General features: G+C 65.2%; 13 protein-coding genes. 9 read left to right on the plus strand and 4 right to left on the minus strand.

Annotation, left to right across the window (positions count from 1 at the left end; all coding sequences use genetic code 11):
* Window positions 1-9: 9 nt before the first annotated feature.
* Window positions 10-933: a LysR family transcriptional regulator gene (locus tag C7402_RS17910; protein WP_165841915.1), complete on the minus strand. Its 924-nt coding sequence runs from the start codon at window positions 931-933 to the stop codon at window positions 10-12.
* A 285-nt stretch (window positions 934-1,218) separates the two neighbouring features.
* Here C7402_RS17910 and C7402_RS17915 point away from each other — a divergent pair, with 285 nt between their 5' ends.
* The 3 genes from C7402_RS17915 to C7402_RS17925 all read left to right on the plus strand — a co-directional run bounded on the left by C7402_RS17915 (window position 1,219) and on the right by C7402_RS17925 (window position 5,355).
* Window positions 1,219-2,589 carry an MFS transporter gene (locus C7402_RS17915; protein WP_116611501.1) on the plus strand — a complete coding sequence of 457 codons (1,371 nt, stop codon included), beginning with the start codon at window positions 1,219-1,221 and terminating at the stop codon, window positions 2,587-2,589.
* Window positions 2,590-2,660: 71 nt separating this feature from the next.
* Window positions 2,661-3,983 carry a DUF1254 domain-containing protein gene (locus C7402_RS17920; RefSeq protein WP_116611502.1) on the plus strand — a complete coding sequence of 441 codons (1,323 nt, stop codon included), beginning with the start codon at window positions 2,661-2,663 and terminating at the stop codon, window positions 3,981-3,983.
* 28 nt (window positions 3,984-4,011) lie between these two features.
* Window positions 4,012-5,355 (plus strand): DUF1254 domain-containing protein, encoded by a 1,344-nt coding sequence (locus C7402_RS17925; protein WP_116611693.1) that lies wholly within the window; start codon window positions 4,012-4,014, stop codon window positions 5,353-5,355.
* A gap of 77 nt (window positions 5,356-5,432) precedes the next feature.
* Here C7402_RS17925 and C7402_RS17930 read toward each other — a convergent pair whose 3' ends face one another.
* From C7402_RS17930 to C7402_RS17940, 3 genes are all read right to left on the minus strand, one after another.
* A complete protein-coding gene (locus C7402_RS17930) occupies window positions 5,433-6,551 on the minus strand; it encodes a porin (RefSeq protein ID WP_116611503.1) in 1,119 nt (372 codons plus the stop codon).
* A gap of 162 nt (window positions 6,552-6,713) precedes the next feature.
* Complete coding sequence (locus C7402_RS17935) at window positions 6,714-7,223, minus strand: LEA/WHy family protein (RefSeq protein WP_116611504.1); 510 nt, start codon at window positions 7,221-7,223, stop codon at window positions 6,714-6,716.
* A gap of 143 nt (window positions 7,224-7,366) precedes the next feature.
* Window positions 7,367-8,737: an MFS transporter gene (locus C7402_RS17940; RefSeq protein WP_112177277.1), complete on the minus strand. Its 1,371-nt coding sequence runs from the start codon at window positions 8,735-8,737 to the stop codon at window positions 7,367-7,369.
* Between the two features lie 498 nt (window positions 8,738-9,235).
* Here C7402_RS17940 and C7402_RS17945 point away from each other — a divergent pair, with 498 nt between their 5' ends.
* The 6 genes from C7402_RS17945 to C7402_RS17970 all read left to right on the plus strand — a co-directional run bounded on the left by C7402_RS17945 (window position 9,236) and on the right by C7402_RS17970 (window position 15,178).
* Window positions 9,236-10,471, plus strand: a complete 1,236-nt coding sequence (locus C7402_RS17945; RefSeq protein ID WP_112177276.1) for an ABC transporter substrate-binding protein — start codon at window positions 9,236-9,238, stop codon at window positions 10,469-10,471.
* A gap of 127 nt (window positions 10,472-10,598) precedes the next feature.
* Complete coding sequence (locus C7402_RS17950; protein WP_116611505.1) at window positions 10,599-11,834, plus strand: ABC transporter substrate-binding protein; 1,236 nt, start codon at window positions 10,599-10,601, stop codon at window positions 11,832-11,834.
* Between the two features lie 28 nt (window positions 11,835-11,862).
* The gene (locus tag C7402_RS17955; protein ID WP_112177274.1) at window positions 11,863-12,735 is read left to right on the plus strand and encodes a branched-chain amino acid ABC transporter permease; all 873 of its coding nucleotides are present in this window, start codon (window positions 11,863-11,865) and stop codon (window positions 12,733-12,735) included.
* A 5-nt stretch (window positions 12,736-12,740) separates the two neighbouring features.
* Window positions 12,741-13,730 (plus strand): branched-chain amino acid ABC transporter permease, encoded by a 990-nt coding sequence (locus C7402_RS17960; protein ID WP_308012646.1) that lies wholly within the window; start codon window positions 12,741-12,743, stop codon window positions 13,728-13,730.
* A complete protein-coding gene (locus C7402_RS17965; RefSeq protein WP_112177273.1) occupies window positions 13,717-14,484 on the plus strand; it encodes an ABC transporter ATP-binding protein in 768 nt (255 codons plus the stop codon). The genes C7402_RS17960 and C7402_RS17965 overlap by 14 nt, the downstream gene beginning before the upstream one ends.
* Window positions 14,477-15,178: an ABC transporter ATP-binding protein gene (locus C7402_RS17970; protein WP_112177272.1), complete on the plus strand. Its 702-nt coding sequence runs from the start codon at window positions 14,477-14,479 to the stop codon at window positions 15,176-15,178. The genes C7402_RS17965 and C7402_RS17970 overlap by 8 nt, the downstream gene beginning before the upstream one ends.
* Window positions 15,179-15,384 lie beyond the last annotated feature (206 nt).

Consider the following 15,384-nt stretch of genomic DNA (forward strand, 5'->3'; position numbering starts at 1 on the left):
ACACTCGCGCTACGCGTCGACGTTGGCCTCGTCGAGCATGCGCTCGGTGAGCGCCAGCGCGACTTCTCCGGCAGGCGAGAGGGTTCGCTCGGCCAGCGAGACCAGCGCGAATTCCAGACCCGTACGCGGCGCGTCGGTCAACGGCACGGCCGCGAGCGTTTTCGCCTCAAGCTCGCGCCGTGTCACCGATGCCGTTGCGAACAGCACCGCGTCGCTGGTTTCCACGTAGCCCTTGAGCACGCGCACGTCATTGCATTCGAGCTGGATCGGAATTCGCTCGTGCGAGCGGATTTTCAGCAGGCGGTGCACCGCGCTGCGCATGTATTGCGGCAACGGCACGGTCACGATCGGATAGTCGCGCAGCGCGCTCGACGGCACCGGCCCGCGTTGCATCAACGGATGGCCGGGCCGGGCAAACCAGTTGCCGTTGTGGCGCGGCAGACGCCGCACCGATAGCGATGCGTTGTCGGGCAGCACCCGACGGTCGAGCACGAGGAAGTCCAGTTGCTCCTTGAGCAGCATGTCGATCATCACGTGCGCGTGATTGAGCTCGGCTTTCATCTGCACGTTCGGATAACCGGTGGCGAACGCCGTCAGCAGGTCGGGCAACAGCAACGCAGCGGGGTACGGTCCGAGCCCGATGCGCACCTCGCCCGCCTCGTGTGTCTTGAGCAATTCGACGTCGCGCACGAGACAGCCCGCTTCGAACAGCACGCGGCGCGCTCGCTCGATGATCAGCTTGCCCGCCTGCGTCACCGCCACGCCGCGCGTCGCGCGATCGAACAGGCGCAAACCGAGTTCTTCCTCGATGGCCTGCACACTGCGGCTGAGCGCCGGCTGGCTCAAATGGACGCGCTCGGCCGCGCGCGCAAAGCTGCCTTCTTCGGCGAGGGCGACGATATGGTTCAACCGGCGGACGCTGATTTCGACCAACGGGATGTGACTCCGGAAAAGGTGGCGCGAGCGGCAACGCCGGAGCGTGCCGTGACACCGCAAGATAGCGAAGATCGTGCCCCCTCGCAACGCGTGGTTTGCCCACCCGACGCAGGTTTTCGCCGGTTCGATGTGGCCCCGAAGTGCATGCGCGTGCTGCATCGATTGGATGCAAAGAATGCAATTGTGTAATCAAGCCGGGCGTCGTTCAATGTGCGGCACGCGGCAGCGGGAAGGCGATCGGTGTTGGCCGGCGCGACGACAATGGCCGCGAGAGGAGACACCATGGCGTTCGACGCGAGCGGTAAGGGCCGGAGATGGATCATCGTCGCCGGACTGTTTTTGTTTCTGGCGATCAATTTCGCCGACAAGTCCCTGATCGGGCTCGCCGCCGGGCCGATCATGCGAGACCTGCATCTCACCCACGCGGCGTTCGGGCGCATCGCGGCAAGCTTTTATGCGCTCTTTTCCGTTTCGGCGTTGCTGGTCGGCTTGCTGGCCAATCGCGTCAAAACGCGTTGGCTGCTGTTCGGCATGGCCGTGATCTGGTCCTTGTCACAGGCGCCGCTGCTCCTGTACGCGACGCCCGCCACGCTGCTCGCGTCGCGCATCTTGCTGGGCGCGAGCGAAGGCCCGGCTTTTCCCGTTGCCGTGCACGCGCTCTATAAGTGGTTCCCGGATCACGAGCGCATGCTGCCCTCTGCATTGCTAACGATCGGGGCCGCGTTCGGAGCGGGCTTCATCGCGCCCGGCATCACGGCGGTGATCGCCGCGTATGGCTGGCACGCCGCGTTTCAGTTGCTCGCCGTCGTCGGCCTGGTCTGGAGCGCGGCATGGCTCCGGGTCGGCCAGGAGGGGCCGCTTGGCATGCACGACGGGCAGCGCGGGCAAGGCGAACATGCCACCGCCCAGGCACGCCCAGACCTTCACGCGCTGCCCGCGCGCGTCCCGCTGCGCGTGTTGCTGCTCGCGCGCACGTGCGTGGGTTGCGATCTGGGCGGGTTTGCCGCCTATGTGATGCTCACGGTCGCCACCGTCTGGCTGCCGAGCTATCTCACACGCGTTGGCGGCTATTCGATCGAGCAGGTCGGCTGGATCGTCGTGCTGCCCGCCTTTGGCCAGATGATCGCCTCACCGGCGCTGAGCGGCGGGTCGCAATGGCTTATGAAGCGCGGCATTTCCAGTCGCCATGCGCGCGGAACGCTGGGCGCGGCGGCGGTGGTCGCCTCCGGCGGCGCACTGGCGCTCATGCCGTTCGTGCCCGTTGGGCCGCTGCTCATCGCGACCGTGACACTCGCGTTCTCGCTGGCTTCGTTCACGTTCGTGACCGGTGTCACGCTCGCGGGCGAAATCGTGCCGGGCGCGCAACGCGGCGGCGTGCTGGGCATCAACATCTGCATCACGACGCTGGCGGGGCTGATCACGCCCGCGGTGATGGGATGGATCATCGACCGCGCCGCGGACGTCGTCACCGGCTATCGCCTCGGCATGATGGTGGCCGGGGGATTCTCCGTGATCGCGGGCTTGCTCGCCGCGTGGCTGATCCATCCCGACGCGGATCGGCGGCGCTTTATCGCTCGCGCCCAGGCCGCTCACCCAGCGTTGGCCGACTCGAACCGGCCCGGCTCGCAAAGCGCGCGCCACACCGTCCAGTAACGCCGCGCTTGTTTGCAACGCGGCCGTTCAAGGCGGCATTGCCGCCCCGCCGCCTCCAACCGGAAACTGTTATGTACAACCCAACAATGAGCCTCAACGAGGCAATGCCGGAACACGTCGACGACCCGCTCACCGCGCTCGTCAGAATGGCGGCCGGGCCGCTTGCGCTCGCGCGTTATCCCGTGGTCGAAGTCATGCGCACGTGCGCGCTGCACACGCTGGCGCATTCGACGAGTCCGCTGCGCTCGCCCTTCAACACGATTCACGCGAGCGAGCGTTGCTGGACCCACGAAGATCGCGACATCGTCACGCCGGCGAACGACTTCCTCTATCTGAACGGCTGGATCGATCTTGGTGCGGGGCCTGTCGTGCTCGAGATTCCCGCCATCGAGGCGGATCGCTACTACGTGATCGAACTGCTGGACGCCTTCACGAGCAACTTCGTCAATATCGGCGCACGCAAAGCGGGCGCAAACGGCGGCCGGTTCGTGCTGCACGCGCGCGGCCAGCGAGTGGATGCGCCGGGTATTCCGGTGGAATGTCCCACGGCACTCGTGTGGTTGCTTGGCCGCGTGCTGGTGCACGGCGACGACGATCTGCCGGCCGCACGGCAGGTTGCACGCGCGTTTCGTCTGCACGGGCCGCAGAGCGCAGGGCCCGCGTGCGTGAGCCGATGGCCCGAGCGCGGAGATCGCGCGCTCGACTTCTTCCAGAGCGTGTTCGACTCGCTGGCCGACTTTCCGGTGCGCGAGGACGAGGCAGCGCTCGTGAAGATGCTCGTGCGCGCGGGCTTGCGCGAACGGGGGCCGAACGACGTCACGTTGCTTCCGGCAGCGGTTCAGCATGGTTTGCGCCAGGGTTACGTGGACGCCCAACGTTTGATCGCCGCGTTCACGACGAATCGCGCCCGGCGCGGTTGGGCGTATAGCCTCGGACTTGGTCGCTATGGAAACGATCATGTGCTGCGAGCGTGCATCGCCATGAAAGGCCTGGGTGCGCTGGCCGCCGACGAAGCGGTCTACGCCACTGCCGATTTCGACGACGCGGGGCAGCTTCTTGCCGGGAGCCGTCGCTACGAACTCTATTTTCCGCCGGGCCAGTTGCCGCCGGTCGATGCGCTGTGGTCGCTGTCGCTCTATGGCGAGGATCGTTTTTTCGTCGACAACCCGATCAGGCGGTATGCGATCGGTGACCGCACGCAAGGGCTTCAATACGACGCCAACGGCGGCCTGCGTATCCAGATCCAGCACGCGCCGCCGCCTTTGTCCGCGAACTGGTTGCCCGCGCCGGTGGGCGGCTTCTATCTGATCCTGCGCCTTTATCACCCGCAAACGTCTTTCCTCGAAGGGCTTTACGCGATTCCCCCGGTTCGTGCCGTGAATGACCAACCATGACTAACCATGACCAACGCCGCTTGTGAACATGAAACCCACGCCTGATTCCGATCCGCAGTTTGATGGTCTGTTCGATCTGGCCGTCGAAGCGGTGCAGTTCGCGCTGCCGCTGTACGAAATGGCGCGCATGCGCTCGGCAACCTGTCCGCGTATCGACGCAGCCGGGCGTCTCGCCGGTTCCGCGGCCGACGCCTCGCAACGCTGGGCGAACCAGTGGCTCCATGTGCGCGAACTGCTCGGCCCGCAACATCGCCGGGTCGTCACGCCAAACAACGACACGCTGTACTCGAATGCATGGCTGGACCTGAGCGCGGGCCCTATCGTGATCCGCGTGCCCGCGATGCAGGCGCGGTACTACGTGCTCGGTCTGCTCGACATGTACACGAATCCGTTCGGCTGTATCGGCACGCGCACGACCGGCAACGAGGCCGGCGCGTTCCTGCTGCACGGACCGGGTTGGCGCGGCAGCGTGCCCGAGGGCATGCAAGCGGTGGCATGCCCCACGAATACAGTGTGGATCATCGGTCGCATGCTGGCGGACGGCGCAGCGGATCTCTCCGATGCCGTGCGCTTGCAGGACCAGTTGGTCATCGAGCCTGGGCCGGAAGGCAGCGCGCAGGCGCCGTGCCGGATCGACGCGGGCATGCAGCCGAACGAGAAGCCGGGCGACGCCATGCGGTTCGTCGAGGTCGTCAACGCGGTGCTGGCCGCGAATCCGCCGCCGCTTGCCGAGGGCGAACGCGTGGCAAGCTTTGAGCGAGTGGGCGTCGGCGCCCGCTGCGCCGGCAAGGCGCTCGACGCGCAGGTGCGCGAGACCCTGGCGCGCGCCATTGCGCATGTGACGGATGCCCTCTCGGGTGCGCCCGCGCTCGCGCTGGGCGGCGGGTGGGCCTTGCCGGTGGACGTGCGCGAGTCGTTCGGCGCGGACTATCGCGAACGCGCGCAGGTCGCGCTCAACTATATCGGCGCACTGGGCATCGAAGAGGCGATGTACATCACGGCTGACTTCGATTCAAGCGGGGCATGCCTCGATGGCGGCTGCACTTACGTCGTGTACTTTGCAGCGGGACAAGGGCCGCAGGTCGACGCATTCTGGTCGCTCACCGCCTACGAGAAAGCGACCTGCATGCTCGCGGAGAACGAGATAGGGCGTTATTCGCTGGGCGACCGTACACGCGGCCTGCGTCACGACGCGGACGGCGGCTTGCGCATTGCGATTTCGGCCGTGGAGCCGCACGATCCGGTTCTGCGCGCCAACTGGCTGCCTGCGCCCGCGGGCCGCTTCTATCTGGCGCTACGTCTTTATGTCCCGCGAGAAGTGCACATTTCGCGCCGGTTTGTTTATCCACCTGTCGTGCGTCAATCCGTTTGATTCGATACGGATAACGAAATAAAAACGGCGACTGCTTGCAGTCGCCGTTTTTGTTGCTTACGTGGGAACGCAGGAAATCAGAAGCGATGCGTCACGCCCAGGGCCGCCATGAACTGATTCGTGCCCGCTTCGGTTACGGAGACGCCCGGCCAGCTCACCGTGGCGGTGCCGTTGTTCTTCATGTAGCCAACGCGCGCATAGACGCTCGTGCGCTTGGACAGAAGATGGTCGATACCCGCCGCGAAGCCCGGTGTGTTGTCATGCGCGCCGCGTACGTTGCGATAGAGCGCGGCAAGCTTGATGGAATCGGCGGAACTCGCCTGAATGGTTGCGCCGAGTTCCGCGATGCTGAGCGAGTGCGCCGTGCCGAGAACCGCGGCGAGCGTATGCTGCGAGGGATTGTCGGCGCGCTGGTACGAGTAGTTGAATTGCAGGTTCACGATACCCAGCCGGTAGGCGAGCGCACCGACGAAGTGCTCGGTGCCGAGCAAGGTCAGCGCGGCCGGCAGGGCGGCGATGGTCTGCGTTCCCGGCCGCTGGTTCGTATAGGCAAACCCCGCGTAGAGCGCCCCGCCCGTGTAGTTCACGCCTACGCCGAGCGTATTGCCCGTGGTCGCCGGAACCGGCGCCGTGACGGTTGCGGCGAACGAATACATCGCGTAACCCTGCAAGCCGCCAATTCGCGGCGTCTGGTAGAGCGCGCTGTTGGACAACCGACCGGGATCGTACTGCGTCGAGAGCGTATTGCGATCGACGGCGAGCACCATGGCCGAGAACGGCGACAACGTTTCGTTGACGTTGAACGGCTCAACCGGGTAGACAATGCGAAACGCCACATCGTACTGGCGGCCGAAGCTCAGCGATCCATACGTTTCGTCCTTGAGCCCGACCCACGCCTGGCGATAGAACAGCACGCTCTTGTCGATCAACAGCGAGCCGTTGTTGAGATTGAAGCCCGCTTCGACGTCGAATTGCGCGGCGAGTCCGCCACCCAGGTCTTCGTTGCCTTTGAGCCCGACCAGCGAGCCCGTCGAACCGCCGCTGTACTGGCCGATCGTATGGGCGCCGCCATTGTCGAGATACTGCAAATAGGTGTCGGCCACGCCGTATAGCGTGACGTTCGAATCGGCTGCCGCCGCACTGCCTGCGGCAATAGCCAGCGCTACGCCGCACGCTCCGTGCTTGCCAACGCGCATAGTTGTCTCCTCTTGGTCTTGGTTTAATGGCATTCAAAATAGAATGACCGTGCCAATTTGAGGGACCAGGCCAGTTGTTGTCTACTGCATTGTTTTTATGGGGAGATTGCAGGTCGTGCATGGCGCCGCGCGCGCCGGAATGGGGCGCCTTCTGCGAGGCATTTACTCGCCCATCAAGCTCCCACCCGGCGCCACCGGCAGCGACAATTTCCCCTGATCGGTGAATCGCGTGCCGCCACCGATGCCGCCCGCGAGCCGCCCGCGAATCTCGTACGGAATGCTGCCCGCGCTCGCGCCGCCTGCGAACGCGAAGGCCTGGCGCACGGCGGAGAACGCAGGCACGGTCAGCGGCACATAGATGATCGCTTCGCCAAATCGCGGCACGACGCCGCTTTGATCGCTCACGCCGCTCGCGAAGGATTGCCCATTGAGATCCAGTTGCAGCGAGACGCCGCTATATTCGATCGGCGTATCGTTGGGATTCTGGATGCGCAGCTTCACGTTGAAGCGCATCTCCAGCCCTTCGCCTTTTAGCGGTTCGATGCCTGCCACGTTGACCCGCAGCGGGTCCTGGCCAAACCCCGCGCAGCCGCTGAGCCAGAAAACGAGGGAGAGGAGAAGGCAGAAGAGGGAGAAGAGGCGAGCTGAACGCCCCGCATGGGCAACCGGCATGGCGAGCACCTCGTTCGATGAGTCTTCGATGAGTCGGCGGGTGCCGCCAAGTGTAGCGTTTTTCGCTGCCGGGCTATCCGATGCGGGTTCGCGCGCCGGGTGGAGGCGCTCGCGTGAGCATCGAGCGCCTCCCGCGCGGCCGGTCACGCATGCCGCGAAGTGTGACCGCGCTCGCCCCAGGCGCGGGTGTCGTCGTATTCGCGCGAAATGTCCTTGTTCGTGTAGTCGCCCATGCGCCAGGCGGCGAGCAGGCTGACCACCGCGCACGCGAGGATATACGCCGCGATCGCGTAGCCCGAGCGGTAGTAAGCGAACAGCGCGGTGGCGATCAACGGTGCGGGGCCGCCCGCAATCACCGAAGCCAGTTGATAGCCGAGCGACGCCCCGCTATACCGCAGCCGCCCCGTGAACGACTCGGCGATGAACGCCGCCTGTGGACCGTAAAGCATGGCGTGCGGGACGAGCGAAAGCACCACGGCCGCGAAAATCCACGCGGGATTTTTCGTGTCGACCATCGCGAAGTAGATAAAGCCGAACACGCCGACGGCTACCGCGCCGATCATGTACATGCGCTTGCGACCGATCAGGTCGGACACGTGGCCAAAGAGCGGAATGGTCACGAACTGCAACACGGCGGCGGCCAGCACGGCGGTGAGCATGAGGTCGCGCGAGACGTGCAGCGTTTTCACGCCATAGGTGAACACGAAGGCCGTGTAGATGTAGAACGGCGCCTGCTCGGCCATGCGCGCGAGCGCCGAGAGCAGGATGTCCTTGGGCTGGCGGCGGATCACTTCGAGCATCGGGGTTTTCTCGATCCTGTTCTCGGCGAGGAGCTTGGCGAAGATCGGCGTTTCGAGAATGCTCAGCCGGATATAGAGCCCAATGGCGACGAGCACGATGCTCAGGAAAAACGGCACCCGCCATCCCCAGGTCAAGAAGCTGCTGCCGGAGATCTCGCTCATGGCCAGCACCGCGAGATTGGCGAGAAAGAGGCCCGCCGGCACGCCGAACTGCGGCCAGGACGCGACGAAGCCGCGGTGCGAATTGGTGCGCGCCCACTCCATGGACATCAGCACCGAGCCGCCCCATTCGCCGCCCACGCCCACGCCCTGGATGAAGCGCAGCACCGTGAGCAGGACCGCGCCCCAGACGCCGATCGTCGCATAGGTCGGAACGAAGGCCACGGCGAAGGTGGCGAGGCCCATGAGCAAGAGAGTGACGATCAGGGTGGCCTTGCGGCCCACGCGGTCGCCGTAGTGGCCGAAGATGGCCGCGCCAACCGGCCGGGCGACGAACCCCACGGCGTAGATCAGAAAGGCTTGCAGGGTGCCGACGAGCGGGTCGGACTCAGGAAAGTACAGCTTCGCGAAGATAAGGCCGGTGACGATACTGTAGAGGAAGAAGTCATACCATTCGATCGTCGTGCCGATGGTGCTGGCAATGACAGCGCGGCGCAACTGGCGATGGGCGTCTTCCTCCGACAGGAGCGTGGCTCCCGACTGATCAGCATTCATTTCGCACCCCCGGAAACAAGGGCGATAGGGCTTTTCGGACAAATCGCAGGACTAGGGTTCCGGTGGCGCGCAGGCGTGCGCCAAGTTGCCGGAAAGTGGAACTGACCGGTTCAGGCAAAAGTGATTTGTCCCTTGCTGTCGCTTCATCCTGATCCGCGTGGTTGATCCATTCTTCTATCGAACGTTATATCACGTTGTGATGTGATGCGCGATGGATCGTCCAGGTAAAGTCATACGATCCGGCTCGCGCCGCTCGGCTCGGTGCACCGGTAATGCCCCGCACCACGCGCCCGGAAGCCCGGCCGGGCACGCGCGCGCGCCCTCCGGCATTGGGACAAATGCCGACTTCCAGCCAGCCGAACGCCCGCTTTTCCGAAAACGAATTGTTGGCCTCGCGTGCCTCCACCACACTGGCACCTGTCCGATGTTGGCGCCACGCACGCGCCACGCCGGAAAACTCCAAAGCAAACAAGCGCCCGCGAAGGCGAAGGAGGAGACATGAGGCGACCCAGGACGCAAGCCCGGCTTGTGCAGCACGCGCCCAACGCAACACCCGCTCGCGCGCCGCGCCGCCTGCATGGCGCGCTGGCAGCGGCGCTGACCATCGCGCTGGCGCCAACGCTTGCGCACGCCACGGAGTGGCGCGTAGGCGTGGAACTGCCGCTCACCGGCGCGCTCGCGCAGGCGGGCACCGAGATGTATCGCGGCATTCAGGTGGCGGCCGACATCTACAACCGTCGCCATCCACAGGACAAGATCACCCTCATCGCCGTCGACGACGAATCGAACCCGGCCAAGGCCGTCGCCGCCGTCGAGCAACTCGCGTCGCAGCACGTGGTGGCGATTGCGGGCGCGGCCAATTCCAACTGCGCCGGTCCCGCTTCGGAGGCGGCCAGCAAGGCGGGCCTCGTCTACGTGACGTCGGGCGGCACGAGCGACGACATGGTCACGCGCGGGCTGAAGAACTTCTTTCGCGTGAGCAACACGCCCGGCTACACGAAGGGCATGGTGGGCCTCTTTGACGCACTGGGCGTGAAGTCGGTGGCGATCGTCTATTCGACGAAGGACGCGACCAGCGATCTCGCGAAGCAACTCGACACGGCGCTCAAGGCGCAGGGCGTGAAGACCACGCTGCACGCCTACGATCCCTCGATCAGCGACTTCAAGCCGCTCATCAACAAGGTGAAGTTGCAGGACAAGCCGGACGCGATGGCGATGCTCGGCTATGAAAACGACTACGTGGGCATTCTGCGCGCCGCGCGCGTGCTCAAGCCCGACCTGAAGGCGATTGCGGCGCCGTGGGCCTTTGCGAGCCCGAAGATGGCGCAGTCGTTCCCCGATCTCGTGCCGAACGTGTACGGCGCGACGGTGCTGTCCTCGCCGGCCGACTACCGCTCGGCTGACCAGCGCGACTTTTCCGATACCTATCAACGTCTCTTCAAGACCAGCTCGAATTACCAGTCGCAAACGTCGTTCGTCTACGCGCAAGTGCTGTTCGACGCGATCGCCAAGGCACAGAAGTCCGGTGCGCTCGATAAGGGCGGTCTCGCCGACACGCTGCGCGCCACGCAGCGCGACGACACCTTCCTCGGCAAGGTGAGCTTCGACGCGCGCGGCGACAACACGAACTACGTGGCGCACATGGGCCAGTTCGCGCACGACGGCAAGCTCGCGCTCGTGTGGCCCGCCAACTACGCGACGTCGAAGCCCGTGTATCCCGGCGTGCCGTGGTGAGCTGAAGCCGCGCTCGCGTGAGTGCTTATGACGTACTCCGAAGCAAACGAATAGAACAACGAAACAGTGCGAGCGCCGCGTTCGACGGCGCCGCTCCATCTCATTGAGACAAAGGTTTGGAGGTTCGATGGTTCGCAACGCTACTCGCAGCAAGCCGAGCACGGTTTTCCGCGCTTTTTTCCGAGCTTTTCCCCGCCCCTCGTGGCGCCTGGGCGCGGGCGCGGCAAGCGTGTGCGCGCTGCTCGCGCACACGCCCGCGGCGTTCGCCGACGTGCTGCCGGTGGGCGTGGAGTTGCCGCTCACGGGTTCGATGGCGCGCGCGGGCAACGCCCAGCTCGAAGGCATCAAGCTCGCCGCGGACCTCTTCAACAAGGGCGGCGGCAAGCACAAGGTCGCGCTCACGGTGATCGACGACGAGGCGCAGCCCGCTAAGGCGGTTTCGGCCGTCGAGAAGCTCGCCTCGCAGGGCGTGCTCGCCATTACGGGCGGCTATGGCTCGAACTCGGTGAGCCCGGCCTCGGAAGCGGCCGACAAGGCAGGCATCGTCTATATCACCTCGGGCGCTGTGGACAGCGCGATGACCACGCGCGGCCTCAAGCGCTTCTTTCGCATCGGACCCGCTTCGGGCTACTCGAAAGCCGTGGTGGGCCAGTTGAACGCGATGGGCGTGAAGTCCGTGTCGATTCTTGCCTCGACGAAGCAGGCCACCACCGACCTGAGCAACGAAGTCTCCACGCAAATGCGCGCGCAGGGCGCGACGGTGACCGTGCACGCGTTCGACCCGACCATGACGGACTTCAAGCCGCTCGTGAACAAGGTGCGCTTGCAGGACAAGCCTGAAGTCATGCTGATGATCGGCTACGAGAACGACTATATCGGCATCCTGCGCGCGGCCAAGGTGTTGCGCCCGCAACTGAAGGCCGTGATGGGCGCGTGGTCGATCGCCACGCCCAAAATGACGGCCGAGTTTCCCGACCTCGTGAACAACGTGATCGGTTGCGCGATGCTGCCGCATCCGGCGCAGTTCGGCTCGGCCGAAGGCAAGACCTTCGTCGAAGCTTACCAGGCCGCGTTCCACAAGGAGCCCGACTACGTGGCCGAGTTCGCCTACGTGCAGTCGCGCCTGCTGTTCGACGCGATGGCGCGCGCCGCCGACGCGGGCACGCTCAAGCAGGACGGCATTGCCGCCGAGCTGCGCGCGAAGCCGCACGACACGCTCATCGGCAAGGTGAGCTTCGCGGCGAACGGCGACAACCCGTCATTCCAGAACAACATGGCGCAGATTCAGGGCGACCGCATCGTGCTCGTGTGGCCGAAGGAACGCGCCACGGGCAAGCTGAACTATCCCGCGCTGCCATGGTGAGCGCTAGCGCTGCGAAGGAGGCGTCGCAATGACCGACCTGTTGCTCCAATCGCTGTATTCCGGCGTGCTCGTGGGCGGCGCGTACGCGCTCGTCGCGCTCGGGCTCGCGCTGGTGTTCGGCTCGATGCGCATCATCAACCTCGCGCACGGCGAGCTGGTGCTGCTTGCCGCCTATATCGCCTACACGTTCGAGACGAAGCTCGGCCTGAATCCCGTGCTCGCGATTCCGGTCGCGATTCCCGTGGTGTGCGCGGCCGCTGCGGCGGCGTGGTACCTCGTGAGCCGCATCAAGCGCGACCGTGAGCTGAACTCGCTGATCCTGACCTACGGCATCGGCATCGTGCTCACCAACGCCGTGCTGTTGGGCTGGGGCGCCGACGTGCGCTCGAGCGGCAACGCGTGGTTGCAGGACAGCGTGATGCTGGGCGACCTGCTTTCCATGCGCAGCGAGCTGCTTTCGTTCGGCATCAGCGTGGTGCTGATGCTCGCGTTGTGGTGGTGGCTCTCGCGCTCGTGGTATGGCCGCGCCGTGCGCGCCATTTCGAGCAACCGCGACGCCGCGCGTCTCATGGGCATCGACCCGCGCAAGACCGAGCTGATCTCCTTCGTCGTGGCGGGGCTGCTCGCTTCGTGCGCGGGGGTGTCGATCTACGCGTCGAGCGCGATCCAGCCGTCGATCGGCGAGGCGCTCACGGTGAAGGCGTTCATCATCACGGTGCTCGCGGGCGTGGGCTCGATTCCGGGCGTGCTGGCGGGCGCCATGCTGCTCGGCATTACCGAGGCGCTCACGGTCACGCTCGCCAGCTCGGCGCTTCAGGAACTCGCGGGCATGCTGCTGTTCCTGCTCGTGCTCTACGTGTTGCCGAACGGCTTGTTCGGCGTGGCGAAACGAAGGGGATGAGATCCATGCAAACGATGAAACCGGCAACCGCCTGGTCCGGCTCGCGCATCGCCGCGCTCGCCGTGGCGCTGCTCGTGCTCTATGTGGCCGTGCCGCTCGTGCTCGGCCAGAACCTCTATCTGATGAGTCTTGCCGTGGCCTCGCTCACCATTGCGGGCGTGGCGCTCGCGTGGGCGCTGCTCGGCAATCTGGGCGGCATGGTGAGCTTCGGCCATGCCGCGTTCTTCGGCGTGGGCTCGTATATTTCGGCGCTGCTCACGCTCAAGGCGGGGTGGCCCGTGTTTCCCGCCATGCTCGCGGGCGGCGTGGGCGCGGCGCTCGCCTCGCTCGCGATGGCGCCCGCGCTGCGCCTGAAGGGCCCGTACTTCGCGCTGGCCATTCTCGCTTACGCGCAGATTTTTCGCATCGTCGCGACCGAATGGTCCGGCCTCACCGGCGGCGCGAGCGGGCTCTCCAGCATCCCGGGCTTGCCGAAGCTCGCGGGCTTCGACTTCGGCAGCAAGAGTGGCGGCTACCTCGTGGTGCTCACGCTCGTGCTCGTGTTCGCCGCGATCTACGCGCGGCTGCGCGGCAGCTACGTGGGTCTTGCGCTGCGCGCGATGCACGAGTCGGAGGACGCCACACGCGTGGTGGGCGTGAACAGCGTGATGCTCAAGCTTGCCATGCTGATGCTTTCCGCCTTGATGACGGGGCTGGTGGGCGCCTTCAACGCGCATTACATCAACTTCCTCGAACCCGACTATGCGTTCAACGCGAGCTGGGCCGTGGTGCCGATCATCGCGGCGATCTGCGGCGGCTATCGCACCATTCTCGGGCCGCTGGTGGGCGCGGTGAGCGTGTATCTCGTCGATCAGCTCGTGCTCAAGAGCCTGCTGCCCACGGGCCACCAGATCGTGCTCGGCATGCTGCTCGTGGCGATGATCATCGTGAGCCCGGCGGGGCTGACCGCGCTGCGCTTCAAACGTACCCGGCGAGGTGTTTATGCAGCAAGCTGAACGAGTCGAAGGCGTGGAACAAGGGGAGCAAGCGGCGGAACTGCGCCTGCAAGACGTGTCGATCCGCTTTGGCGGCATCACGGCGGTGAACGGCGTATCGCTGTCGCTCGGCACGCGCGACGTCGTGGGACTCGTCGGGCCGAACGGCGCGGGCAAGACCACGTTATTCAACGCGATCTCCGGCCTCGTGCGGCCCACGAGCGGCTCGATCCGCTTCGGCGACGTCGATTTGCTGAAGGCGCCGCTGTATCGCCGCGCGCGCCTTGGCATCGGGCGCACGTTTCAGGTGCCGCAGCCCATGCACGAATTGACCGTGCGCGAGAACCTGATCGTCGCGCAACGCTTTGGCACCGGACGCGTGGACGAAGCTCGCATCGACGAGATCCTGGCGTTCATGGGGCTGGAAGCCAAGGCACAGCGCGAAGCGGCCACGGAACTCGCGCTGACCGAACTCAAGGCACTGGAAGTAGCGAAAGCGCTGGCCACGGGGCCGAAGCTGCTGCTGCTCGACGAAGTGCTGGGCGGGCTGGAAACTGCGACCAAGCGCCGCTTCATGCAGACGCTGCTGGCGGTTCACGAACGCTATAAGGTAGGCATCCTGATCATCGAACACGATATCGAAACCGTGATGAACCTGTGCCGCCGCGTGTGCGTGCTCAATTTCGGCAAGCTGATTGCCGACGGACCGCCCGCCGAGGTGTTCCGCGATCCGGAAGTCGTGCGCAGCTATACGGGGGAGGCCGCCCATGCTTGAAGTCAGCAGCGCCCGCGCGGGCTACGGCGCGATCAACGTGTTGTGGGATGTCTCGCTCAATATCGCGAGCGGCGAAGTCACGACTATCGTGGGACCGAACGGCGCGGGCAAGACCACGCTGCTGCGCGCGATCATGGGGCTCGTGCCGCTGGAGCGCGGGCAGATCACCTTCGACGGCGCGCCGCTCGCGGGTGTGCCCACCTGGGACATGGCGCAACGTGGCATTGCGATGGTGCCCGAGGGACGCATGATTTTCCGCGACATGTCGATCGAAGAGAACCTCATGCTGGGTGCTTTCGCGAAAGCGCGGCGCGCCGGGGCGAAAGCGCAGCTCGATGAGGTGTACACGCTTTTTCCGCTGCTCAAGGAGCGTCGCGCGTTGGCGGCGGGGACGCTCTCGGGTGGGCAGGCACAGATGCTCGCGTTAGGGCGCGGGCTGATGTCCTCGCCGCAACTCATGCTGATCGATGAGCCTTCGCTTGGGCTTGCGCCCGTGATGGTGCAGGAGGTGTTCGCGATTCTCGAACGCCTGAAGGCGGCGGGGCGGACCATCGTGCTGGTCGAGCAGAATACCAATATGGCGCTGCGGCTTGCTGATCAGGTGTATTTGATGCAGGGTGGGAAGGTGACGTTTGCCGCGCGGGCGAACGATGTGAATGTGGATGAGCTGCACGATATGTATTTTGCGCGTTAGCTTTTCTTTTTTGTCGTGGTTCCTGGGGGCTTTCGCGTTTCCTTGTTTTCGTGTCGGTCTGCCAGGGTTGCCCCTGTGCGGGGCGGCACCTACTTTTCTTTGCAGCGGCAAAGAAAAGTAGGCAAAAGAAAGCCGCTCACACCGCTAACGCCTGCCACCGTTCACCTCGCGCCGCCCCAGATAGTGGCTCCGGAGCGTCTGTCACC

It is taken from the genome of Paraburkholderia unamae (assembly GCF_003096875.1).
Classification (GTDB): domain Bacteria; phylum Pseudomonadota; class Gammaproteobacteria; order Burkholderiales; family Burkholderiaceae; genus Paraburkholderia; species Paraburkholderia unamae.

Coding starts and splice junctions, on each gene's coding strand:
- C7402_RS17915 (WP_116611501.1), top strand. CDS start 1,219: ATGGCGTTCGACGCGAGCGGTAAGGGCCGGAGATGGATCATCGTCGCC.
- C7402_RS17920 (WP_116611502.1), top strand. CDS start 2,661: ATGTACAACCCAACAATGAGCCTCAACGAGGCAATGCCGGAACACGTC.
- C7402_RS17925 (WP_116611693.1), top strand. CDS start 4,012: ATGAAACCCACGCCTGATTCCGATCCGCAGTTTGATGGTCTGTTCGAT.
- C7402_RS17930 (WP_116611503.1), bottom strand. CDS start 6,551: ATGCGCGTTGGCAAGCACGGAGCGTGCGGCGTAGCGCTGGCTATTGCC.
- C7402_RS17935 (WP_116611504.1), bottom strand. CDS start 7,223: ATGCCGGTTGCCCATGCGGGGCGTTCAGCTCGCCTCTTCTCCCTCTTC.
- C7402_RS17940 (WP_112177277.1), bottom strand. CDS start 8,737: ATGAATGCTGATCAGTCGGGAGCCACGCTCCTGTCGGAGGAAGACGCC.
- C7402_RS17945 (WP_112177276.1), top strand. CDS start 9,236: ATGAGGCGACCCAGGACGCAAGCCCGGCTTGTGCAGCACGCGCCCAAC.
- C7402_RS17950 (WP_116611505.1), top strand. CDS start 10,599: ATGGTTCGCAACGCTACTCGCAGCAAGCCGAGCACGGTTTTCCGCGCT.
- C7402_RS17955 (WP_112177274.1), top strand. CDS start 11,863: ATGACCGACCTGTTGCTCCAATCGCTGTATTCCGGCGTGCTCGTGGGC.
- C7402_RS17960 (WP_308012646.1), top strand. CDS start 12,741: ATGCAAACGATGAAACCGGCAACCGCCTGGTCCGGCTCGCGCATCGCC.
- C7402_RS17965 (WP_112177273.1), top strand. CDS start 13,717: ATGCAGCAAGCTGAACGAGTCGAAGGCGTGGAACAAGGGGAGCAAGCG.
- C7402_RS17970 (WP_112177272.1), top strand. CDS start 14,477: ATGCTTGAAGTCAGCAGCGCCCGCGCGGGCTACGGCGCGATCAACGTG.